The organism is Vibrio sp. STUT-A16 (assembly GCF_026000495.1).
GTDB lineage: Bacteria > Pseudomonadota > Gammaproteobacteria > Enterobacterales > Vibrionaceae > Vibrio > Vibrio diabolicus.
Genome location: NZ_AP026765.1, coordinates 2,487,297 through 2,509,204 on the forward strand (window position 1 = coordinate 2,487,297; position 21,908 = coordinate 2,509,204).

General features: G+C 44.9%; 18 protein-coding genes and 6 tRNA genes. 11 read left to right on the forward strand and 13 right to left on the reverse strand.

Annotated features, from left to right (window positions below):
- Positions 1-275: 275 nt before the first annotated feature.
- A complete protein-coding gene (locus OO778_RS11790) occupies positions 276-740 on the reverse strand; it encodes an Lrp/AsnC family transcriptional regulator (RefSeq protein WP_074191049.1) in 465 nt (154 codons plus the stop codon).
- Between the two features lie 138 nt (positions 741-878).
- On the opposite strand from OO778_RS11790, the gene OO778_RS11795 reads away from it, so the two are divergent.
- A complete protein-coding gene (locus OO778_RS11795) occupies positions 879-1,973 on the forward strand; it encodes a PLP-dependent cysteine synthase family protein (protein ID WP_047008493.1) in 1,095 nt (364 codons plus the stop codon).
- A gap of 66 nt (positions 1,974-2,039) precedes the next feature.
- Here the strand turns inward: OO778_RS11795 and OO778_RS11800 are convergent, their stop codons facing one another.
- Positions 2,040-2,357 carry a DUF1244 domain-containing protein gene (locus OO778_RS11800; RefSeq protein ID WP_005390574.1) on the reverse strand — a complete coding sequence of 106 codons (318 nt, stop codon included), beginning with the start codon at positions 2,355-2,357 and terminating at the stop codon, positions 2,040-2,042.
- A 211-nt stretch (positions 2,358-2,568) separates the two neighbouring features.
- On the opposite strand from OO778_RS11800, the gene OO778_RS11805 reads away from it, so the two are divergent.
- Complete coding sequence (locus tag OO778_RS11805; protein ID WP_005390572.1) at positions 2,569-3,144, forward strand: porin family protein; 576 nt, start codon at positions 2,569-2,571, stop codon at positions 3,142-3,144.
- 90 nt (positions 3,145-3,234) lie between these two features.
- Here the strand turns inward: OO778_RS11805 and OO778_RS11810 are convergent, their stop codons facing one another.
- The 3 genes from OO778_RS11810 to OO778_RS11820 all read right to left on the reverse strand — a co-directional run bounded on the left by OO778_RS11810 (position 3,235) and on the right by OO778_RS11820 (position 7,877).
- Positions 3,235-3,432: a type II secretion system protein gene (locus OO778_RS11810; RefSeq protein ID WP_005390570.1), complete on the reverse strand. Its 198-nt coding sequence runs from the start codon at positions 3,430-3,432 to the stop codon at positions 3,235-3,237.
- A 222-nt stretch (positions 3,433-3,654) separates the two neighbouring features.
- Complete coding sequence (gene vmeF / locus OO778_RS11815; RefSeq protein WP_074191048.1) at positions 3,655-6,768, reverse strand: multidrug efflux RND transporter permease subunit VmeF; 3,114 nt, start codon at positions 6,766-6,768, stop codon at positions 3,655-3,657.
- Positions 6,768-7,877, reverse strand: coding sequence for an efflux RND transporter periplasmic adaptor subunit (locus OO778_RS11820; RefSeq protein ID WP_257887131.1), 1,110 nt, complete (start codon positions 7,875-7,877; stop codon positions 6,768-6,770). Before OO778_RS11820 ends, vmeF begins: the two co-directional genes overlap by 1 nt.
- A gap of 284 nt (positions 7,878-8,161) precedes the next feature.
- Here OO778_RS11820 and OO778_RS11825 point away from each other — a divergent pair.
- From OO778_RS11825 to OO778_RS11850, 6 genes are all read left to right on the forward strand, one after another.
- Positions 8,162-8,246, forward strand: a tRNA-Tyr gene (locus OO778_RS11825).
- An 84-nt stretch (positions 8,247-8,330) separates the two neighbouring features.
- A tRNA-Tyr gene (locus OO778_RS11830) sits at positions 8,331-8,415 on the forward strand.
- A gap of 84 nt (positions 8,416-8,499) precedes the next feature.
- Positions 8,500-8,584: transfer RNA gene (locus tag OO778_RS11835), tRNA-Tyr, on the forward strand.
- Positions 8,585-8,667: 83 nt separating this feature from the next.
- A tRNA-Tyr gene (locus tag OO778_RS11840) sits at positions 8,668-8,752 on the forward strand.
- Positions 8,753-8,835: 83 nt separating this feature from the next.
- A tRNA-Tyr gene (locus OO778_RS11845) sits at positions 8,836-8,920 on the forward strand.
- An 84-nt stretch (positions 8,921-9,004) separates the two neighbouring features.
- Positions 9,005-9,089 (forward strand) — tRNA-Tyr (locus OO778_RS11850).
- 431 nt (positions 9,090-9,520) lie between these two features.
- Here the strand turns inward: OO778_RS11850 and OO778_RS11855 are convergent.
- Positions 9,521-10,384, reverse strand: coding sequence for a Tim44 domain-containing protein (locus tag OO778_RS11855; RefSeq protein WP_264909902.1), 864 nt, complete (start codon positions 10,382-10,384; stop codon positions 9,521-9,523).
- Positions 10,385-10,762: 378 nt separating this feature from the next.
- Between OO778_RS11855 and OO778_RS11860 the strand changes: the two genes are divergently transcribed.
- The 3 genes from OO778_RS11860 to OO778_RS11870 all read left to right on the forward strand — a co-directional run bounded on the left by OO778_RS11860 (position 10,763) and on the right by OO778_RS11870 (position 14,293).
- Positions 10,763-11,353: a TetR-like C-terminal domain-containing protein gene (locus OO778_RS11860; protein ID WP_006743255.1), complete on the forward strand. Its 591-nt coding sequence runs from the start codon at positions 10,763-10,765 to the stop codon at positions 11,351-11,353.
- A 13-nt stretch (positions 11,354-11,366) separates the two neighbouring features.
- Positions 11,367-13,241 carry an MFS transporter gene (locus OO778_RS11865; protein ID WP_264909904.1) on the forward strand — a complete coding sequence of 625 codons (1,875 nt, stop codon included), beginning with the start codon at positions 11,367-11,369 and terminating at the stop codon, positions 13,239-13,241.
- Positions 13,242-13,357: 116 nt separating this feature from the next.
- A complete protein-coding gene (locus OO778_RS11870; protein ID WP_104216569.1) occupies positions 13,358-14,293 on the forward strand; it encodes a putative sulfate exporter family transporter in 936 nt (311 codons plus the stop codon).
- On the opposite strand, the gene OO778_RS11875 is transcribed toward OO778_RS11870, so the two are convergent.
- The 7 genes from OO778_RS11875 to OO778_RS11905 form a co-directional block, all read right to left on the reverse strand.
- Complete coding sequence (locus OO778_RS11875) at positions 14,283-14,471, reverse strand: hypothetical protein (RefSeq protein ID WP_005390556.1); 189 nt, start codon at positions 14,469-14,471, stop codon at positions 14,283-14,285. The two genes, OO778_RS11870 and OO778_RS11875, sit on opposite strands and share 11 nt — an antisense overlap.
- 100 nt (positions 14,472-14,571) lie before the next feature.
- On the reverse strand, positions 14,572-15,999 hold the full coding sequence (gene menE / locus OO778_RS11880; RefSeq protein WP_264909907.1) for an o-succinylbenzoate--CoA ligase: 1,428 nt from the start codon (positions 15,997-15,999) through the stop codon (positions 14,572-14,574).
- Positions 15,984-16,973 (reverse strand): o-succinylbenzoate synthase, encoded by a 990-nt coding sequence (menC, locus tag OO778_RS11885; protein WP_264909909.1) that lies wholly within the window; start codon positions 16,971-16,973, stop codon positions 15,984-15,986. The genes menE and menC overlap by 16 nt, the downstream gene beginning before the upstream one ends.
- A gap of 126 nt (positions 16,974-17,099) precedes the next feature.
- Entirely contained in the window at positions 17,100-17,966 is an 867-nt protein-coding gene (gene menB, locus OO778_RS11890) for a 1,4-dihydroxy-2-naphthoyl-CoA synthase (RefSeq protein WP_074191045.1), read from the reverse strand.
- Positions 17,959-18,786 (reverse strand): 2-succinyl-6-hydroxy-2,4-cyclohexadiene-1-carboxylate synthase, encoded by an 828-nt coding sequence (gene menH / locus OO778_RS11895; protein WP_074191044.1) that lies wholly within the window; start codon positions 18,784-18,786, stop codon positions 17,959-17,961. The genes menB and menH overlap by 8 nt, the downstream gene beginning before the upstream one ends.
- Complete coding sequence (menD, locus tag OO778_RS11900; RefSeq protein ID WP_074191043.1) at positions 18,773-20,491, reverse strand: 2-succinyl-5-enolpyruvyl-6-hydroxy-3-cyclohexene-1-carboxylic-acid synthase; 1,719 nt, start codon at positions 20,489-20,491, stop codon at positions 18,773-18,775. Before menD ends, menH begins: the two co-directional genes overlap by 14 nt.
- Positions 20,488-21,795, reverse strand: coding sequence for an isochorismate synthase (locus tag OO778_RS11905; protein WP_074191042.1), 1,308 nt, complete (start codon positions 21,793-21,795; stop codon positions 20,488-20,490). Before OO778_RS11905 ends, menD begins: the two co-directional genes overlap by 4 nt.
- Positions 21,796-21,908 lie beyond the last annotated feature (113 nt).

Below are 21,908 nucleotides of genomic sequence, written 5' to 3' on the forward strand. Positions count from 1 at the left end.
ATTAATTAATTTAGTAAGAATGAATATTCAACAAAAATAAAACACGAAAAATAAAGAGAAAAAATTGCGTTATTTTTTCATGCATTTTTCTGTATTAGCGCTTGGTGGAGGATAAAAAACAAACAGTTAATGCGGAAATAGAAGAGAGAATAAATATCGTTTATATTTATTCCAACCCAGTAAAAAGTAACCTAGTTAGAATAACCCTGCTACCTGTTAACATTTAAAATGCTAACAGATAGAGTAACCATTAAATAAAATTCGTATAAAGCTATTTAGTTGAGAAGTGGTAACTCAGTCGTATATTTAATGGATTCCATAGCAAATGTTGAAGTCACATTAGACAGTCCCTTTACACTATTAACTAAGCGCTTATAAAACTTGTCAAAACACTTCATATCTTTGACTAGCACTTTCATCATGTAGTCATACTCGCCGGCCATACGATAAAACTCCATCACCTCAGGGAAATCACTCACTGTTGTGACAAAGTGGTGATACCAATCTTCAGAGTGATCGATGGTTTTTAGCTGAACAAAAGCGATAAAAGACAGGTCGAGTTTTTCTGCACTCAGTAACGCCACGCGCTTTTCGATGTAGCCTTCTTCTTCCAACCTTTTCAAACGCTTCCAACATGGCGTTGTTGTCAGATTTACCTGCTCTGCTAACTCATTTAATGACAAGGTGCTGTCGGTTTGTAACAACGCAAGCAGCTGCTTATCGACTCGATCCAAAATCATCCTATAAAACCCACAAAGTGTAGAAAAGTTTTCTATCAAAACATCTATTACCAGCAACTATAGCAAAGTTTTTCTCTCATATTATAGGTAAATTATTCCCATCTAATGCTTATCTATCGATTTCCAAGGAGAGACGCCATGTGTACTGACCACAACTGGATCAACAATGCAGTGCGTAAAATTGAAGCAGACTTTCAACGTTCTGCTGATACTCATTTATTTAAACTCGAACTGCCTTCTCTTGATGGTATCGATATCTACCTAAAAGATGAGAGCACGCACCCAACAGGCTCTCTGAAACACCGATTGGCACGCTCGTTGTTTCTTTATGCGATTTGTAACGGATGGATTGGCCCTGAAACCACAGTGATTGAAGCGTCCTCAGGCAGCACTGCCGTTTCAGAAGCGTATTTTGCTCGCTTGCTTGGCTTACCGTTCATTGCCGTTATGCCGAAAACCACCGCGCGTAAAAAAATTGAACAAATTGAGTTTTACGGTGGTACAGCGCATCTTGTAGAGCGCTCAGATCAGATTTATGACGAGTCTCGACGTTTGGCCCAAGAGTTAAATGGTCACTACATGGATCAGTTTACTTATGCTGAACGTGCGACTGACTGGCGCGGCAACAACAACATTGCGAACTCTATCTTTAGCCAAATGGAACTAGAAGATCACCCAATTCCTAATTGGGTAGTAATGAGCCCAGGAACTGGTGGCACGTCTGCAACCATTGGCCGTTTTATTCGTTACCAAAAATACGACACCAAACTTTGTGTCGTAGACCCTGAAAACTCGGTGTTTTACGACGCTTTCCAGTCAGGTAATCACTCATTAAAAGGTGAGGCCGGCAGCAAAATTGAAGGCATCGGTCGACCACGTGTCGAGCCAAGCTTTATTGCAGGTGTTATTGACGAGATGCGCAAAATTCCAGACGCTGCCAGTGTGGCAACTGCACATTGGGTTTCTCAACTAATTGGGCGTAAAGTAGGCGCATCAACGGGGACGAACCTTTACGGTGTGCTTCAACTGGCCTGCGAAATGAAACAACGCGGTGAAACAGGCTCTATCGTGACACTTTTATGTGACTCTGGTGAGCGTTACTTAGATACGTATTACGACTTAGCATGGGTAAAAGAGAACATCGGTGATATTCAACCTTACCTCGCGCAACTTGAAGTCATTCAAGCGAAAGGCTGTGTCGAACCTGCATGTTGCGGTCCAATTACCGCTTAATATGTAAATTCGAATGTAAAAAAACAGCCCGCTGATGTGCGGGCTGTTTTTTTTTGGAAATGAGTATTACTTTTTCTGACGCGCTTCAAACGCCGCCAATTGTTCTGGCGTTGCCGCTGGCTGATGATTTTGTTTCCATTCATCGTAAGTCATGCCGTAAACACGTTCGCGAGCGTCATCAATATCTAAATCCACACCGAGATTTTCCGCTTCAGCTTTGTACCATTTGCTAAAGCAGTTGCGACAAAAGCCCGCAAGGATCATGAGGTCGATGTTCTGTACGTCTTTATTCGCGTCTAAATGCGCCAATAAACGACGAAATGTCGCCGCGTCTAACTTATCTTGTTCTTCTTGAGTCAGATTTTTATATTTGAATTCAGCCACTTTCCTTTCCTTCTCTTATTTGATTGACGTTAGTCACCATACCGAATAGTGAGTTCTCCAGTCTAGGAAGTCTGCTTTAGCGCAACAATTCCCAGTCTAAATGACTACCTTTGCGTAAAAGCTGATATGATAAACGCCATCTATCTTATTGATTAAATTAATATTAACACAACTCATTACAACGGTCTTTTACAAAGGTTATCGTCAAGTTATGAAAAACGCCATTCTATTATTGTCTGCCTTGACCATCAGTGTGCCGACTTTTGCTGCTCAAGAACAAACTCATCAATCTTATTTTTATCTGGGTACTGGTAACGTCGGTTTTGATACCCCCTATTTTGGCTCAGACAGAGACAATGAGTGGTCCACACCACATATCACTGTTGGTTGGGGCTATCATGTCAATCAATACCTTGCGTTTGAAGGTGTGCTTCGCTATTCCCAAAACGAACTTAAAAACGACACACTGAAAACAGATTTGGATTTGCACTATTACCAAGCGGGTATGTCAGCAGTATTGACCAGTGATAACCTTGGCGATACGCCACTTTCTTTGTTCGGCCGCGTGACCGCGTTGGGGACTCAGGCAGAAATGTACGTTCCAAACCAACAAAAAGTCACAGATGATTCAGGAGCACTATTCAATATCGGTGCTGGTGTCCATTGGGATATGAGCAAAGACATCTGGTTGCGCGCAGAGTACATCTATAATGTCGCAGATATGGGCTTTGAAGATTTTTACGACAGCTACGAAGGTGTGCAAGTTAGCTTAGGGAAACGCTTCTAACATTAGATAGCACCAAGTTACCAGAATTGAAATACAAACAAGCCGAGGTTTTTACCTCGGCTTGTTTTACAATCTACGGTGTGTCATCAGTTACTGAGCGGAGAACTTTTCTGTTGTCTCTTGATTCACATGGCTACTTGGTTGCCCGGCATCGAGAGAGTGTAAAATGCCATCTTGACGATCCTTTAGTGCATTCGTTAACGTCGGAAGTGCAGTGGTCGCTAACAACGCCATAACACCCGCAACTAAAACCATTTCTACCATGTAACTACCACGTACTTTTTTCAAGAGAACACCTCAAATAATAATAGGTATATGCTGCTTTCCCGGCATGACACCTAACAAGACCCGACATTCAGTCAATACGATGAGCGAGTCCTGTGCCCCTCGAAGAAGTGGCGAAATAATAAACAAAAATAATCATTAGATCTATAAGTAATCACTCTCAATATAAAAAAACACCGAACAACTTTTGTTCGGTGTTTTCAATCAAAGCTTTACGTACAGCGGCTAAGGATGAGCAATACGGCCTTTTGTATCGTGGCTGAGTGCTTTGTTCAATTCTGCTTCTACATGACCTGGCGCCTGTGTTTTCGCCGAAATCAATCGGTACATAGCCGGGATGACAAACAAGGTCACCAATGTCGCAAATCCCATCCCGAAAAAGATCACGGTACCCACGGCAATACGGCTCTCATAACCTGCCCCTGTCGATACAATCAACGGGATAGCACCAGCAAGCGTGGTAAATGCTGTCATCAAGATCGGGCGTAGACGTCGCGCAGCTGCATCAATAACCGCTTTTTCGAATTCAACACCACGGTCACGTAACTGGTTGGCAAATTCGACAATCAAAATGCCGTTTTTCGTCACCATGCCGATCAACATGATCATGCCGATCTGGCTGTAAATGTTCATGCCTTGCCCCATCACAACCAAGCCAAGGAAGCCACCAAATACGCCCATCGGCACCGTAAACATCACCACTAACGGGTTCACGAAGCTTTCAAACTGAGCCGCCAACACGAGATACGCCACAAGCAATGCCAACGCAAATACGACAGCAACACTCGCTTGGTTCTCTTTAAAGTCTTTTGACTCGCCAGAATAACTCACCGAGATGTCACCTGGTAAGTTGTCTATCGCTTGTTGATCAAGGTAATTCAGCGCGTCTCCTAATGTGTAGCCTTCTGACAGATTAGCCGTAATAGTGATGGATTTCTGTTTGTTGTAGTGAGATAGACGAATAGAAGCTGCCACTTCTTCAATTTTAGTGACCGCGTCTAACGTCACTAACTGCCCACTATTAGTTCGCAGATAAATCTGGCTTAAATCCGCTGCATTATTAAAGCTGTTTTCATCACCACGAAGATACACATCATATTCTTCGCCACGCTCAACATAAGTCGTTTCACTTTTACCACCAAGCATGATTTCTAGCGTATCAGAAATGTCTTTGACACTGACCCCTAGTTCTGCGGCACGCTGTCTGTCGACCGTAACCAATAGCTCTGGCGTTTTCTCTGAGTAATCGATCTCAGCACCTTCCATCATTGGCGATTCTTCTGCTTTGTTTTTCAACATTTCAGCCCAGACGAGAAGTTCATCGTAATCAGAGCCACCTAACACAAACTGAACAGGCTCACTCGAACCACCTTGGAAACCAGGCATGAATGGGAACACTCGAACATCAGGTATGCCAGCCAGTGCGCCACGCACTTTGTTAAGCGCTTCCTGAGCTGTTACATCTCGCTCGTTCCAGTCTTCTAGAATCATGATAACAAAGCCGGTTTGATCGCCTGCCTGTCCACCAAATGCAGGCGTTTGAATACTAAACGACTTCAGATACCCTTGCCCAAGTAATGGCATCAATCGGTCTTCAACAATGTCCATATTGGCTGACATACGATTGTATGACGTAGCATCAGCCCCGCGTACAAACGCAAACATCACGCCGCGATCTTCTTGAGGGGTCAACTGGGCTGGCACTTGGTTCATCAAGAAGTAACTGCCGCCCAAACACGCCAGAATCACCAGCGGTGCAGCCCAACGCATTTTCAATGCGCCTTTCAATAATGAGCGGTAACCACTCTCAAGTTTACTAAATAGGCGATCGACCACTTGATTAAATCGATTTGGTTTTACATTCGCCTTCAAAATCTGACTACCCAATACAGGAGTTAATGTTAGGGCGATCAAAGACGAGAAAATTACTGACATCGCCAACAAGACAGAAAACTCAGTAAATAGCAGACCTACCATGCCATCCATAAAAGAAATCGGCAGGAATACCATCACCAGCACTAGCGTTGTCGCGATAACGGCAAAGCCTACTTCCCGCGTGCCTTTATAGGCCGCAAGCAAAGGCGATTCACCACGTTCGATATGGTGGAAGATGTTTTCAACAACCACAATCGCGTCATCCACTACCAAACCGATAGACAGGATCAACGCCATCAAGGTGATTAAGTTGATAGAAAAGCCAAAGTAATAAGCGGCAATGAATGAGGAAATCAGCGATACCGGAACCGTAACAGCTGGGATCAAGGTTGCACGAGCTTGACCAATGAAGATGTACAACACCAAAATAACCAAACCGCCCGTAATAAATAGCGTGCTATATACCTCTTCTATCGAACGCTCGATAAACACCGTTGCATCGTAGTCGATAGCAAGCCGCGTTCCTTCCGGCAAGAACTTTTGGATGTTATCAACTTCAGATCGAACTAATTTTGCTACTTCTAACGGGTTCGCATCAGACTGAGGAACAACCCCCAAACTAACATTGACGACGCCATCGCTTTTAAAGGTCGAGTTTTCGTTTTCTGCACCGATAAAAACATCAGCGACATCTTTCAAATAGATAGGCGTGTTGTCGCTTGCCCTTTTAATCACGAGGTACTGAAAATCTTCCGGCGTGTTATAACTACGCGCTGTCCGTACCGACATGACTGTCGAGTCATTACGAACTTCACCACCCGGACTTTCTAAGTTTTCACTTCGCAGTGCCGATGTAATGTCCGAAGCCGTGACTGAGCGCCCCGCCATCAGCTCTGGCTTAAGCTTCACGTACATCACCTTGTACAAACCACCAGAAAGATCAATGGAGCTCACCCCAGAGATCAAGCTAAAGCGATCCATCAATACACGTTCGGCATAATCCGTCAATTGAGTGCGGTCCATCTCTGCAGAGCTGAGGTTTATATAGAGGGAGGCCTGACCTGAACCGTTATTCTTGTAGACAATTGGATCGTCCGCTTCATCAGGTAGCGAACGTTGAGCGCGAGCCACCGCGTCGCGAACATCACTAACACCCGTATTGAGATCGTAACCGAGCTCAAAAGTGATCGTAATACGCGAACTGCTGTTTCGCGTCGTCGAACTGATCTCATCGATTCCGCTGATGCCTGAAAGCTGATCTTCTAATACAGACGTAATTTGACTCTCGATGATCGTCGCGGAAGCGCCCTCGTAACGCGTACTAATGGAAACGACCGGACTTTCAATGTCCGGCATTTCTCGCACCGCTAGTTTCGTAAAGGATACAAAGCCAAATACACACAGCAGCATACTCAATACCAACGCTGCGACTGGGCGTTTTACAGAAACGTCAGAAAGTAACATTAGTTTGCTTCCTTAGCCGCTTCGTCTTGCGTGCTTTGAACACCTTGATTACCAGTTGCGTTAGCTGTTTCTGCCTTTCCTGGTGCGACAATTTCCTTAACTTCAACACCATCTCGCATATTAACGATGCCCTGTACAACAATTTTGTCGCCAACTTCAACGCCTGACTCAATAACGACTTCGTTATCGACACGAGCACCGAGAATGACTTCTTGTCGAGTCGCTTTATTGTGGTCATCGATGACGTATACGTAACGCTTGGTGCCAGAGTATTCTAGTGCTTGAACTGGGATAATTGGCGCTTCAATCGCAGGGAAGGCCAATGATGCATTCATTAACATGCCCGGCTTTAAGCGGTTTTCAGGGTTCTCAAACTCAATACGTACACGCAGGTTCAGCGTTTCTGAGCTAATCCGCGTATCAATGCCTGTAACCTGACCAGTAAACGTCTGTTCACCCCATGCACTGGTTTTGGCAATGACTTCCATACCAATAGAAAGCATCGATAAATAGCGCTCCGGTACCTGTAAATCAAGCTCCATGACGGAAAGGTCATCCAAGGTCAACAGCTCTGTACCCGCGCTAACCATTTTACCGCGACTAAAATCGATGAAACCAACAGTGCCAGAGAATGGAGCCGTAATATGAAGATCGGCCAAATTTGCTTGAGCGGCGTCCAGCCTTGCTTGTGCAATTTCAACGCTTGCTTTTTGTGCGTCGATCTCAGTTTGGGTGATAGCATTTCGCTTAACCAAACGTTGAAACTCTTTTAGCTTACGTTGTTCATCTTTAAGGTACGCCTTTGCCTCAATCAAAGCGGCTTGAGCCTTATCATCATCCAACTTGATTAACAGCTGACCTTGTTGGACATTTTGATTCGCTTTAACAGCGATTTGATTCACTTTGCCGGCGACTTCCGATGCAACAACCACAGACTCCGCCGCTTCTAATTTACCGATAAGCGATAAGGATTGATTGATCTCGTGCGTTTCTACTTGCTCAGTTACGACGGTAACTGCTGAGCCTCGCATAGCTGCGAAAGCTGATGGAGAACTCATTAATATAGAAAGCGTTAAAACAGATAACGATAACGTGGCTTTCATGCTCATGATATTGACTTCTAAACGAATAAACTTATGTCATTAAACTGCTTACATTTTATCAGTAGATACGTGGTTTAACGTCAAGTAGTGTAAATTCAAGTAAAAAGAGCGTTTCTCTTCTGTTCAAAGGACACACAAAACGCTGACTTTCTACCATCTTTGCCCAAAAAGACAGCATTCAACGTAAAAACGCAAGAAAAACGCTTTACAGCCTGAGCGAGTTTGCTATGATTCGCTCCGCACTTGGGAGATGAGTTGGGAAAACATCTTACTAAGTATAAAAATTCTCTGGAGGGGTTCCCGAGTGGCCAAAGGGAGCAGACTGTAAATCTGCCGGCACTGCCTTCGATGGTTCGAATCCGTCCCCCTCCACCATATTCTTTCTTGTGTTTTTCCTTTAAACATAAGAACAACTTGGAAGCTAGGTTGGGAAACTATCTTTTAAGTATAAAACACCCTGGAGGGGTTCCCGAGTGGCCAAAGGGAGCAGACTGTAAATCTGCCGGCACTGCCTTCGATGGTTCGAATCCGTCCCCCTCCACCATATTCTTTCTTGTGTTTTTCCTTTGAACATAAGAACAACTTAGAAGCTAGGTTGGGAAACTATCTTTTAAGTATAAAACACCCTGGAGGGGTTCCCGAGTGGCCAAAGGGAGCAGACTGTAAATCTGCCGGCACTGCCTTCGATGGTTCGAATCCGTCCCCCTCCACCATATTTTTCTTGTGTTTTTCCTTTAAACATAAGAACAACTTGGAAGCTAGGTTGGGAAACTAACATTCAAGTATAAAACACCCTGGAGGGGTTCCCGAGTGGCCAAAGGGAGCAGACTGTAAATCTGCCGGCACTGCCTTCGATGGTTCGAATCCGTCCCCCTCCACCATATTTTTCTTGTGTTTTTCCTTTAAACATAAGAACAACTTGGAAGCTAGGTTGGGAAACTAACATTCAAGTATAAAACACCCTGGAGGGGTTCCCGAGTGGCCAAAGGGAGCAGACTGTAAATCTGCCGGCACTGCCTTCGATGGTTCGAATCCGTCCCCCTCCACCAAATTTTTTCTTGTGTTTTTCCTTTGAACATAAGAACAACTTGGAAGTTAGGTTGGGAAACTATCTTTTAAGTATAAAACACCCTGGAGGGGTTCCCGAGTGGCCAAAGGGAGCAGACTGTAAATCTGCCGGCACTGCCTTCGATGGTTCGAATCCGTCCCCCTCCACCATATTGAAAAAGCCAGCTCGTTGAGCTGGCTTTTTCGTTTCGGACTCTTGATAAAGTAAAGTAACAAGCCCTTCCTTATTTAACCCAACTTCTTCGCTATTCTACCTCTGTTTGGATCCTACTTTAACAACTGGGCCAAAGCGAATCTCCTATGGCCAAAGTTCGGATCTGGTCGTTGTAATACAAACAATGTACTAGCACTTTGTCCTTGTTTTATCGCAATGACCATAATGTGAATGCTAAAAACATTCAGTAAAGCACTTGAGGAGTAGCTAGCAAAAAAGATATTCGGCAGAGTTAAGCGCGAGCTATGATGAAGACTCCACCTGGCAGGTTTTATAAAAATATCTTTCGTAGATACAAACGACAGATACAAAAAATCCCGCAGGGGGCGCGGGATTTTTATTAGTGACTAAATTGGTTTAAAGGTGACTAGCCTTGAATACCAACAATTAACCATGGTGCATTAGGCACAGTCAGGTCACGCTCTAGGTGCCAGATATCTTCGATTTCTTCTTCAACACCTTCTACTGTGTCACGGTAACGACCGCTAAACTGCAGGCTAAGCTGTGCTTTATTTGCATCGTAATCGGCACGGACGATCTCTGCATCAACGTACATTACATCAGTATGCTGCTCACCGTCGAGCTTCGCGCGCTCTGCCTTCAGATCTTCAAACAGGCTTGGAGAAACATATTCTTCAATGGTTTCCAGTTGATTGTGATTCCACGCACCTTGCAGGATTCGGTAGTGTTCACGAGAGCCGTTAATGAACGCTGCTTGGTCAAAGCCCGGTGGGTAGTTATGTGGTACGTCCGTTTGAGCGCCGAAGCCACCATTATTTGTGTTTGGCTGTTGCTCAAAGTTTTGCATGTTTGGTTGCTCAAACTTAGATGCGTTACCACCAAATGCAGGTTGCTGACGATGTTGGTTCATACTGCCCTGCTTAGCACCTAGCATACCGCGCATTAATTTAAAGATGACAAAGGCAATCAAACCAATAATTAGGATATCCATAAATTGGATACCTTCAAAAGCACCGCCAAAGAATGCAGCAAGTAGACCACCAGCAAGAAGTCCGCCTAGCAGACCACCCATTAAGCCTTTTTTACTTGAAGACTTCGCCGTCTGATCTTTGCCGACCGTATTGGTGTTTTGTTGCTGTTGTTTTGGTGCTGGCGCTGTTTTGTAGCTCTTACCGAAAGACTTACTGCCACCAAACTTCTTCGCTTCCGCGATAGGCGTTACAGCAACGGTAAACATCAACAGAGCAACAATAGAAAATAAACGTTTCATCGTTATCCTTAAAGTTAGCTATCTAAGATTGTGCTCTATCAGACGAAACAACGATTGTTTCAAACAGTAGCACGCCAAAGATGATTGTTACGTCATCATACTCTGTATGCCTGTTGATGAAAACAGCTTACAGAAGCTGACATGTATCAGAATATTGCCAAAGATACAGACTGCTCTCGGTTAACTTCGAGATACTTGGTTCGTTTAGAAATGCTTGGAATGAACTCGCTACTACTCGGGGATGTTTTACTTGAATTAGAATCAGTGACACAGCTCAGAATCCTGCACCTTGACGTCACTTGAGTATATTGCCTTGTTGACGGTTAATAGGTAGCTGACTATCATATTGAACGATGTTCAATAAAGCAGTTTGAGAGTATGGCGCGCAGAAACGATCACACCAGAGAAGAGTTAGTGAATTTGACTTTAACAACAGTCAAAAACTTTTTAGATGAGAATTCTTACCACGAACTCAGTCTTCGTAAAATCGCTAACATGATTGGTTACGTGCCAAGCACATTAGTCAACATTTTTGGCAACTATAACCTGTTACTTTTACACGTAGTCGCGCAAACTTTAGACGAACTCTCCCAAGAAGCACTGAAGGCGACCAATAGCAGTAAAGACGCTCATCAAGCTCTATTTGAACTGGCTTATTGCTACCACGATTTCGCTCAAAAGCACCCTTACCGTTGGCAGTTAGTGTTCGAGCACAACATGAATGGTGCAGAGCTTCCAGAATGGCATGCCAAACGTATCGACGGGATGACAGGAATGCTGGAGTCACTATTGGCTCAAATCGCACCACATCGTACCGAGTCCGAAGTGATTCAAGCGAGTCGAGTGCTTTGGTCTGGCGTACACGGTATTACTTTACTCAGTGTTGATGATAAATTTTTCTCTAGTGAACCCATTGATGGTAAAGAATTAATCAGTAACCTGCTTTCTAACTACCTCACAAACTGGTAACAAAGGATTATCCATGTCGTCCGACAGACAGCCGTCCTTACTTACGCAAAGAAAGTTCCTACCCTATTTCATTACTCAGTTTTTTGGCGCTTTCAACGACAATATTTTTAAAAACGTTTTGCTGCTGTTTGTCGCCTTCGCGGGATCCAGCGCACTACCTATTTCGAGCAACTTGTTCATCAATTTAGCGGCTGGCTTATTCATTCTACCGTTCTTTCTATTCTCCGCTTCAGCTGGCGTATTAGCCGATAAATATGAAAAATCATGGTTTATTCGCAAGGTAAAGCTGTTTGAAATCGCCATCATGCTTTTGGGTGCCATTGGTTTTATAACCGAAAGTTATGGTGTGCTTTTGCTGCTACTGTTCTTAATGGGCACACAGTCAGCATTCTTTGGACCGGTTAAATATGCCCTTTTGCCTCAAAAATTAAACGCGAAAGAGTTAGTGCCAGGCAACGCCCTTGTTGAAGCTGGTACCTTTATCGCCATCCTTATTGGTACCCTAGGTGCTGGAATTATCGCCTCAGCAGACAACGCAAAATACCTTGCCGCATTTTGTGTCGTACTCTTTGCATTGTTGGGATATTTGTCGAGCCGATCAATACCCTTTGCAGCCGCCAGCGCACCTAATCTTTCTTTTCGTTGGCAACCGTACAAACAAACTAAACACACGCTATCCATCGCAAAATCAGATCGTGTTGTTTTTCAATGTATTATGGCGATAAGCTGGTTCTGGTTTTTAGGCGCCGCCTATCTAACCCAGTTCCCGAATTTCACCAAGATTTACTTAAATGGCACCGAGAGTGCGGTGTCTTTCTTGCTTGCTCTGTTTTCCATTGGTATCGCACTAGGGTCGCTACTTTGCAATTGGATCTCGAATTATCGTATCGAAGTCGGTATTGTGCCTATTGGCGCACTTGGCATTACGGTATTTGGGTACTTGATGGCAACCTCCATTCCAAGTGACCTACCTATCTTCCATAACTTTGTAGACTTCTTTAGATATGAGCCTTTTTGGCCATTATTTTTCTATCTATTGATGATTGGCGCCTCTGGCGGACTGTTTATCGTACCGCTTTACGCATTAATGCAACATAGAGCAAAGGAAACCGAGCGCGCGCAAGTCATCGCAGGGCTCAACATCTTTAACTCTCTGTTTATGGTCGGCAGTGCTGTCTTAGGTATTGTGTGCCTGAGTGTCATCAAGATGACAATTCCTCAGTTGTTTGCATTGTTAGCCATTTTGAATTTCTTGGTCGCTGCTTACATTTTTTTGCAAATACCGATATTCGTTGTCCGTTTTGTGGTTTGGATGCTAACTCACACTATTTATCGAGTGAAACATAAAAACCTACATAACTTGCCAGAACAAGGCGGTGCATTAATCGTATGTAATCACGTGAGCTATATGGACGCCTTGCTACTTAGCGCAGTATGCCCAAGGTTGATTCGTTTTGTGATGGAGGAAGATTACGCCAACCTACCTCCACTAAGACGCTTTTTACGCAGAACTGGGGTAATTCCAATTTCAGCGAGTAACAGAAACTCCATCAGGCGTGCATTTAATGATGTAGAAACCGCATTAAGCGAAGGACATATCGTCTGTATTTTCCCAGAAGGGAAATTAACCTCAGACGGTGAAATGAATGAATTCATGCGTGGCATTGATATTATTCTGCGTCGCAGCCCAGTACCTGTCATACCCGTGGCACTCAAAGGCTTATGGGGAAGCTATTTCAGCCGCGCGAAAGGCCGCGCATGTTGTGGCTTACCGACTCGATTTTGGTCAAAGCTAGAAATTGAAGCCGGACAGCCGGTTCCACCAAATGAAGCAACGGCAAAAACGATGTTCGATAGAGTGCATCAACTTAGAGGCGACTGGCGATAAAAATACATTTGAACACATGTTTAGAATAACTGAACATGTGTTCAAATCATTAAGACAAACTGACCACACTCAGTGCGATATACTCGCGCTTTCATTCACAACAGCGAATAAAAACCTTGAATAGAAACTACCTCTTGTTTGGATTGGCGTTACTCTTTTGCTTAACCCCTTTTGTCTCCTCTCCTATTGCCCTAGTTATTGGTTTTCTACTCGCAAGTTTTGGTTTTGTGCCTTCAGAACTGCCCATTGCTTCTTTTACTAAAAAGCTGCTGTCCTACTCGATTATTGGTTTAGGCTTTGGCATCAACTTTGAGCAAGCACTCTCTGTTACATCGGATGGTATCGGTCTGATTATCGCCACGATTGCGGGCACACTGATCATAGGCACTATCATTGCCAGAATAATTAAGTTGGAGCGAGTAACCGCATACTTAATCTCGTCAGGTACAGCAATTTGTGGTGGTAGTGCAATTGCCGCTGTAGCACCAGCGATTAAAGCAAAAGACGAACAGATTGGATTAGCACTGGCAACGGTATTTGTCCTAAACTCCATCGCACTATTCGTGTTTCCTGTGGTTGGGCATGCTTTAGGGCTAGATCAACACACATTTGGTACATGGGCCGCGATTGCTATTCATGACACTTCTTCTGTTGTAGGGGCTGCCTCAGCCTACGGTGAAGAAGCACTAACTACAGCAACAACGTTAAAACTCGCACGAGCTTTGTGGATCATCCCTGTCGCACTGATCAGTGCCGTGATCTTTTCAAGAGACCAGAAAGAGAATGGAACGAAAAAGTTAGTTATTCCTTATTTCATTTTTTGGTACTGCGCAGCCATCGCGTTTAGCGACTTCTTCCCTCAATTTGAAATGGTCTATCACGGTATTTTCGTTGGAGCGAAACAAGCTTTGGTGGTGTGCCTGTTCCTGATTGGTTGCAGCATTTCAATGTCGAAGCTGAGGTCTGCTGGAGCTAAGCCACTGTTATTTGGTATAACTCTGTGGGTGTTAATTTCAACCACTTCTCTAAGTTGGTTATTGTTTAGATATTAGTGGTCTTCTCATCGTGTTGAGATGACGACGGCTCAAGTTTGCTGTTTTTGTATGTAACAACCAATGCGATAGCGATCAAAAAGGCCGTCAGCTCTGCAAGAGAGCGGGCGAGCCCTTCACTGCTTATTGCAATACCAATTTGTAGTGCTACCGCCGCAATTAATACTAGCTTTACCATCCTGAACCTTATGCCTTTTCTCTCTTCGAAGAAGCATAATTATGATTCAGAGTTATAAGGATACGAAATTCCCTTTCTGACTAATACATAGCAAAATTGACTAATGCTGAATTGATGGCAATAGCCACTCCTTCACTGCCTTCCGAGAAACTTTGATCCCACTTTCTAGTAGCACTTGTGGCATTAGATGGTATTCCACTGGCCATTTAAACTTCTCTAATCTGGGTTGCAAATGCAGGTCATATTCCGCTTTGCTGCGCAAATCATTGGTCTGAATCACAGCAACAGGGCGATGACCAAATTCCGCATCTTCGACTGGAACCACTATGCTCTGCACCACGCCATCAATTTGGTTCAATGCTGCCTCAATCTCTTCACAATGAATGTTCTCACCACCAGAGATAAATTGATTGTCGGCACGGCCGATGATCTTTAACTCGTCACCTTGCCACTCACCAAGATCCTTGCTATCGAACCAGCCTTTCTCATCCAGAAACGGAGTAACATGACCTTGATGAAAATACCCTGCCGCTAATGTTTTACCACCGACAAAAATGCGTTGGTCAACCAATTTTATCTTACGGTGATTCAATACGTGTCCAGCATTACTGGTACTGTCAATTCTCTTTGCGGTGACGGTAGAGGCCGCCTCCGTCATCCCATAACCTAACCATGTTTCAATTCCTTGCCCTGTTGCTCGTAGTGCCAACTCGTGAGCAACGTGGCTGCCGCCCAATAGCACATGCGTCAATGACAAGTGAGCATCATCATCCAATAGCCGTTTGAGCTGCGTTGCAACCAAAGATGCGTGTGACACGCCCTGAATATCTTTGATAAGTTTTCCTGTACCGATTTTCAATGTCGCTCCGACATATAGCCAACGATATACAATCGCCAATCCAGAGACGTGATAAAGCGGAAGCGATAATAGCCAAGAATCTTGCTGAGTGAAAATGAACTCTTGCAACAAGCCTTCTGCTGAAGCAAGGTGTTGTCGATGTGTATGAACCACAGCTTTAGGCTCCCCTGTCGAGCCAGAGGTAAATACCACTGAAGCGAGCCTGTCATGGTGATAGGCATCTTCAATCACCGCATCACGCTCTTGTTGTGAAACTAAGGGCGGTGAAAGCAATGTTGCCTTGAGTTTTTGTATATCATGTTCAGAAAAGGTCGAAGCGCACTCCTGAGCAAACCAGATAAACCGAGTTTGTTCAGGTTTATAAAGGGTCGCAAGTTTACTCTGTAGCGTATCGAGTGGTTGTACCATGGTCAGCGCGGCAAGTGCGCCTAACTGCTTGGAAGCAAGATAAAACAGCAGAGTTTCGACTTGGTTTTTACCTACCAAAGTCAGCACATCTCCCCGCGTTACGCCCAAGTCATTCAAATAGTGAGCGTATTGGTCAATACGTACTGAGAGTTGTTGCCAGTTTAATGTTTCTGTTGGTGTCCTGAGTGCAATAGAAAAAGGGCTCGTTTGAGCCCAATATTTCCACGGTGCCTTCGCAACATTATCTATGCAGAATGCCACACAATCTCCTGATCTTTCAGAGGAAGAACGGTAAGTTCACACTTAGGCCAGCCTTGCTCTAACTGAGCTTTGAATAGGCCAATCGTATCCAAACCTGGAACTTCATCAGGCAGCTGCCATTGGGCAAAGCGCGCTAATTGCGTTAAACCGAGACTGGATTCAATGCTCGAGCTAATAACCGCTTTCATCCCCAGTGACTTCGCCTTCTCTATCAGTGTAATACAAAAATCCACCGAACCAATGAGTGTGGGTTTGATGATGATCGTTTTCACACCAGTTAGATCTTCAAGACGGAAATCCTCTCGACGAACCGCATCTTGCAACGTTTCATCCCAAGCAATCGCAATACCAGTATTGATAGCAAAAGAGAGACTATCGCCAGGAGAGCGGCACGGCTCTTCCAAAAAGGTAATGCGCTGACGCAGAGACGGAGTAATGTATTTAGCAAACTGCTGCGCTTTTTCTGGTGTCCAAGCGCGGTTTGCATCAAGTCGAAGCGTTAATTGAGGGATAGATTCAAGAAAAAGGTTCACAAGCATGCCATCGCGAATTGGCTCATAAAGCCCGACTTTTACTTTCGCGACTTTCTCGCCTTCCATTTCGTTCAGCTTTGGAATGAGCTCGTCTGGGTCACCAGTACACAGCGGCGCTGTTTGATACTTACCTTGTTGGGGTAAGCCACCAGCTAACTCTAACTGTGCCATCGATAAACCAAACGCGACCGATGGATACATGTTGGCGTAATCCACATCCAATCCAGCAACCCAACGCTCCGCTTGTTCCTGTAGCTGAATACCAGCATCTTCAGTGCTCTCTAAACTAAAACCAGGAAGAGGAGCGACTTCTCCAAGCCCTATTTGGTCACCTTCAGAAAGCGAAACAACATAACCAACACGTTCAGTTAGCTTATTGTCTCGCAGGATGACACCACTATCCATGGGCAAGATATAACGATAAATTTTCGCTTCACGCATAATTCGAGTCCTATGTAATGCCGTATATTTGAGCGTTCTGGCGAGCAATCCCACCAGCCTCCCAGAGGGCGAGGCGCTCAGGAAAAATGGAACAGAGGAGCTGAAACACTCCTCTTTTTATACGGATTATGGGTTACGAGGGAATTTGTCGAAGTCTGGGCGACGTTTCTCGTTGAATGCGTTACGACCTTCTTGGCCTTCATCGGTCATGTAGAACATCATCGTTGCGTTACCCGCAAGCTCTTGAAGACCTGCTTGACCATCACAGTCCGCATTCAATGCAGCTTTCAGGCAGCGTAGCGCCATTGGACTATGCTGAAGAACTTCACGACACCAACGAACAGTTTCTTTATCTAGCTCTTCTAGCGGCACAACCGTGTTGACCAAGCCCATGTCTAACGCTTCTTGCGCGTTATAGAAACGACATAGGAACCAGATTTCGCGAGCTTTCTTCTGGCCTACGATACGAGCCATGTAAGACGCGCCCCAACCACCATCAAATGAACCCACTTTAGGGCCCGTTTGACCAAACTGTGCGTTGTCCGCTGCAATTGTTAGGTCACACATCATGTGCAGTACATGACCGCCGCCAACAGCCCAGCCGGCAACTGATGCGATCACAGGTTTTGGACAAGTTCGAATATCGCGTTGGAAGTCCAATACGTTTAGGTGGTGTGTACCTTGCTCATCTTTATAGCCGCCGTAGTCGCCACGGATCTTCTGGTCGCCGCCAGAACAGAATGCGTCTTCACCTAGACCTGTCAGAATGATCACGCCAACACCAGAGTCATAACGCGCATCTGCCAACGCATCAATCATCTCTTTTACTGTTTGAGGGCGGAATGCATTACGCACTTGTGGGCGTGCAATGGTAATTTTCGCGATACCATCTTCAGATTTATGGTAGTGAATATCCTCGTATTTCTCGCTGCAATCTTTCCATTGAACCGGAGCGTAAAGTTCTTCTTCAGAAATGCCTACTGTTTTAGCCATGGTGATTCCCATTGTTCTCGTTACTCTCACCAAAGTGAGATTGAATTATTTGCTTAATATGCATCGCAAATTGTTGGGGCTGCTCTTGATGAACGTTATGTCCTGCGCCTTCAACTTGTCGATACGCCAACCCGCTACGTTGTGCCAGTTGGCTAAATTTTTGGTCTTTCGCGCCACACAAGTAATACATCGGTATATTCTGCTTTTTCAGTGTGGGCAACAAATACGCCTGCTTGGCTAACGATGTTGCCATCAGCATGCTCGCGACCGCCGAGCCAAGATTATCACTTCGCTTCGCAATTAATGTTTGTCTTTGCTCATGGTTTAGTGAAGAAAACACCGCTTGCTGATACCAATCGTTCAAAACACGTTCAAGTGGTTCTGTTTTGAAACGCTTTGCCCAGCGAGCATCATTCTCCAATCTCACCTGTTTCTCTGACTCAGTTTGAAGCCCGAAGTTTCCCCCTTCAACAATTGCGCCCACAATATTGAGATCTGAGAAGCATTGATTGGCAATACCATGCATCGCAATACGGCCGCCCATCGAGTAACCAATCAAAATAAGTGGTTGTTGCGGAGGAAGTAATAAAGATAGTGTGGAATTAAGAAGTTTGCAGCAATCATCGAGATCGTTGCACTTTGTAAACTGGCTACGACCATGACCAGGAAGGTCTATAACAATTCGTTCAAACCGAGTCAGCTCATCCAAACAAGCTTGCCAATCAGCACCACTTCCTAAAAAGCCATGCAAAAACACCAGAGTGGGAAGATCACCACTTTGGTGTTTTTCAGTTGAAGAGAGACGCTCAGAGTGAAGCATGCAGGCTCTTATTAAATGCCTTTATCAACTCTGCGGCTTGGCTTGGTGGGGTTTGAACTTCCACCAGCAGTGTGCCTTGGCCGCTCGACAGGTGCTCGGCAACCATTGCTTGATACATTTCTAACGTAGTTGGCTTCTCATACTTTAAACCAAACTGTTTGGCTGCATGTTCAAACTGATAACCGTGGGGCATTTGGTAGTACGCAGTGCGATGCTCCTGAGGCACCGGTAACATATCGAAAATTGCGCCACCATCATTGTTTGTGACCACAAGTACCGTCGGCAATTTATTGTGAGAAAACAGCGCTAGTGAATTGAGATCATACAGTGCTGATGTGTCACCAATATACATCAGTAACGGATTACCTCTTGCTCGCTGCACACCTGATGCGGTAGCAAACAAACCGTCAATTCCTGACGCGCCTCGGTTAGTGAACACTTCTACATCATCAAGTTTGCCGTACATATCGACAAGTCGAACAAACAAACTGTTACCCAAAAAGACATCAGCGTTTTTAGGGCGCTCGTTGATGTCTGCTGCCAACGCAATTTCGTCAATGGCAGACGCTGAACCAGATAGGAAAGCTTCTTCGATACGTTGATGAACTCGCTTAACTCCATTCGCTAACCTATCAGCCCACCCAGCAAATATTGGCTTCTCAAAGCTAATGCGAGAAACCCAAGTTTGAGGAAGCTCAACCCAGTGCATTTGCGCCAGATGATTTTGGTTATTACGGTCCATACGCGGCGAGATATACCAGTATTGAACGTCTTTATTTTGTTGATTTTGCGAAACTTGTTTATCAATCCACTGGTTCAAACGTTTGGAGATGATTCGGCTACCAAATTGGATAATAAGTTCACAAGACTCAAGCTCGTTTACGAACTCGGGAAGTTGAAGCCATACATCATAATGCGCCCAATCCGAACTGAGACCACTTTGCGGGTCTGCAAGTACCGGCCATCCCATCTTTTGTGCAAATGCCTGCGCCGACTTCGCTTGTTCAAGCGGTAAGCTGCCAATCACAACCAAGCCTTTTTTATCCGCACAAGACGGGATTTGCGCCTGTGATAAGTGGCTAAAACGCTGGGTATAACTACCACTTCCTTTTCGCCATCCGGCTACCGAGTCTAAGTAGGTTTGATAATCCGCTTTTGCACCATTGGAATACAAAGGCTCTGGAAATGCACAGTTAATATGAACAGCACTGCCTTGCAGTTGCTGAGTAAACATCACTTCGTCAACAGAGGTCAGCAACCAATTAAGCGATGTTGTTAAAGTTGGGCTTGGTAAATTCAAGCTGGACGAGACATGATGTGAAAAAATACCCAACTGGTTAATCGCTTGGTTTGCACCACAGCCAACGAGCTCCACCGGACGATCCGCAGTGAGCAGCACCAGCTTTTCACCAGTAAGCCTAGCCTCCGCAACGGCTGGTAATAAATTCGCCACTGCCGTACCAGAAGTAACGATGATTGCCACTGGCTCCTGGGTAGCTTTCGCTAAACCAAGAGCCATAAAGCCGAGACCACGCTCATCAAAGTGAGTATGAATAGAAAAATTGGACTGTTCTGCCGCCTCCAAAGTTAAAGGAGTAGAACGAGAGCCAGGAGCGATGCAAACATGCTTAACGCCAAATCGCTGAAGCTCAATCAATATGGTTTCTGACCAAATTCGATTGAGCACCGCTTGGTCATGATTCATGATGCAACTCCCAACGGAGGGTGATCAGAAATCAGCGTAAGTAACGTCGACATTTTCTTATCAAGTTCCGCCCACTCATGCTCTGCCACAGAGCCTGGCACAATACCTGCGCCTGCAAACAATTGTACTTGGTCACCGAGCACAAGCGCGCTTCTGATCGCGACACAAAACTCTGCTCGTTCATGGCTTATGTAACCCATTGACCCCGCGTACCAGCCGCGTGCAAAGGGCTCGTTATCCAGAATAAACTGCATGGATTCTTGTCGAGGTAAGCCAGCAACCGCCGCCGTTGGCTGAAGCGCCGATAACAACTGAACACCGTTTATTCCCGTCTTTAGGCTCGCGTGAATACTTCGCTTGAGGTGTTGCACTTTTCGTAGCCTAACCAAACTTGCCTCGGCCTCCACTTCAACCGCTTCGGAATGTGGTGATAGGCGATCAATAATGTCATCAACTACGTATTGGTTTTCGTTGAGGTTCTTTTGGTCTTGGGATAACCAATTCGCCAACTCCATATCGTGAGTGGCATTGTCCCCTCGACCAATCGTGCCTGCTAACGCTTCGGTATGAAGTTCGTGCCCTACGCGAGAATACAAACGTTCTGGCGTAGAGCCCATAAAGCTGTGTTTGCTGTCTAAGCTCAGCATGAAATGGAAACTATGATGGTTATTTAAGTAACTCGCTTTCAGCAATTGTGCAGCACTTAATGTGTTATCAAGCTGCACGGTAGAGCGACGCGCCAATACCACTTTCTTAAAATCATCATTCTTTATACCAGTCAGAACTTTATGAACTAACTCATTCCATTGAGGCTGACTTGGCGTATGAACAATAGAGCGGATGTGAGAAGAAATCGGAGCTAAGGTCGCGACCTCACAAACCAGTTTATGCAGTCCTGCTAGGGTTCGCGCTTTGTCTTCTGAAATATTAACTGCGAGAGACCATTGTTGATCAAAACGAATTAACTCAATTTGAGGCAAAAAGAAGAAAGAAGGCATACAGCGACGATTCTTCTCATGCTGGCCGTCAAAAGAGCGCCCGCCCCAAACTCGTTGCCCTTCACCTAGAATGGTATAAGCAGGGCCTGGCTCAACAAAAGCGTGTAATTGCCCTAATGCAACGACCTCTTCACGAGTATCGCGGGACTGCCAGTAGAATTTAGGGAAAAGTGGTTGTGCATCAAGCCAATCAATAAATGAGAAATTAGGTTTCTCGCTCAGGGGCTCGACCAGACGTGTTTGATTGCCTTCCGCTTGCTGAACTCGCTCGATAATTCTCTTTACGGCTTGATGGAACTGTGACAAATCAACCTCGTAGTATGTGAGGATAAATGGTAACTGACGGCTACTCTAAGTTTAGACCCAAAGCAAATCAAGGTCGTATGCGATCTTTTGCAAAATCCTGTGATAGCAAGCGA

Excerpts from the sequence above, each read along its gene's own strand:
- OO778_RS11795 (WP_047008493.1), top strand. The coding sequence starts at position 879 with ATGTGTACTGACCACAACTGGATCAACAATGCAGTGCGTAAAATTGAA.
- menD (WP_074191043.1), bottom strand. The coding sequence starts at position 20,491 with ATGAATCATGACCAAGCGGTGCTCAATCGAATTTGGTCAGAAACCATA.
- OO778_RS11805 (WP_005390572.1), top strand. The coding sequence starts at position 2,569 with ATGAAAAACGCCATTCTATTATTGTCTGCCTTGACCATCAGTGTGCCG.
- OO778_RS11855 (WP_264909902.1), bottom strand. The coding sequence starts at position 10,384 with ATGAAACGTTTATTTTCTATTGTTGCTCTGTTGATGTTTACCGTTGCT.
- vmeF (WP_074191048.1), bottom strand. The coding sequence starts at position 6,768 with ATGTTACTTTCTGACGTTTCTGTAAAACGCCCAGTCGCAGCGTTGGTA.
- OO778_RS11790 (WP_074191049.1), bottom strand. The coding sequence starts at position 740 with ATGATTTTGGATCGAGTCGATAAGCAGCTGCTTGCGTTGTTACAAACC.
- menH (WP_074191044.1), bottom strand. The coding sequence starts at position 18,786 with ATGCTTCACTCTGAGCGTCTCTCTTCAACTGAAAAACACCAAAGTGGT.
- menB (WP_074191045.1), bottom strand. The coding sequence starts at position 17,966 with ATGGCTAAAACAGTAGGCATTTCTGAAGAAGAACTTTACGCTCCGGTT.
- OO778_RS11860 (WP_006743255.1), top strand. The coding sequence starts at position 10,763 with ATGGCGCGCAGAAACGATCACACCAGAGAAGAGTTAGTGAATTTGACT.
- OO778_RS11875 (WP_005390556.1), bottom strand. The coding sequence starts at position 14,471 with ATGGTAAAGCTAGTATTAATTGCGGCGGTAGCACTACAAATTGGTATT.
- OO778_RS11865 (WP_264909904.1), top strand. The coding sequence starts at position 11,367 with ATGTCGTCCGACAGACAGCCGTCCTTACTTACGCAAAGAAAGTTCCTA.
- OO778_RS11820 (WP_257887131.1), bottom strand. The coding sequence starts at position 7,877 with ATGAGCATGAAAGCCACGTTATCGTTATCTGTTTTAACGCTTTCTATA.
- menC (WP_264909909.1), bottom strand. The coding sequence starts at position 16,973 with ATGCGTGAAGCGAAAATTTATCGTTATATCTTGCCCATGGATAGTGGT.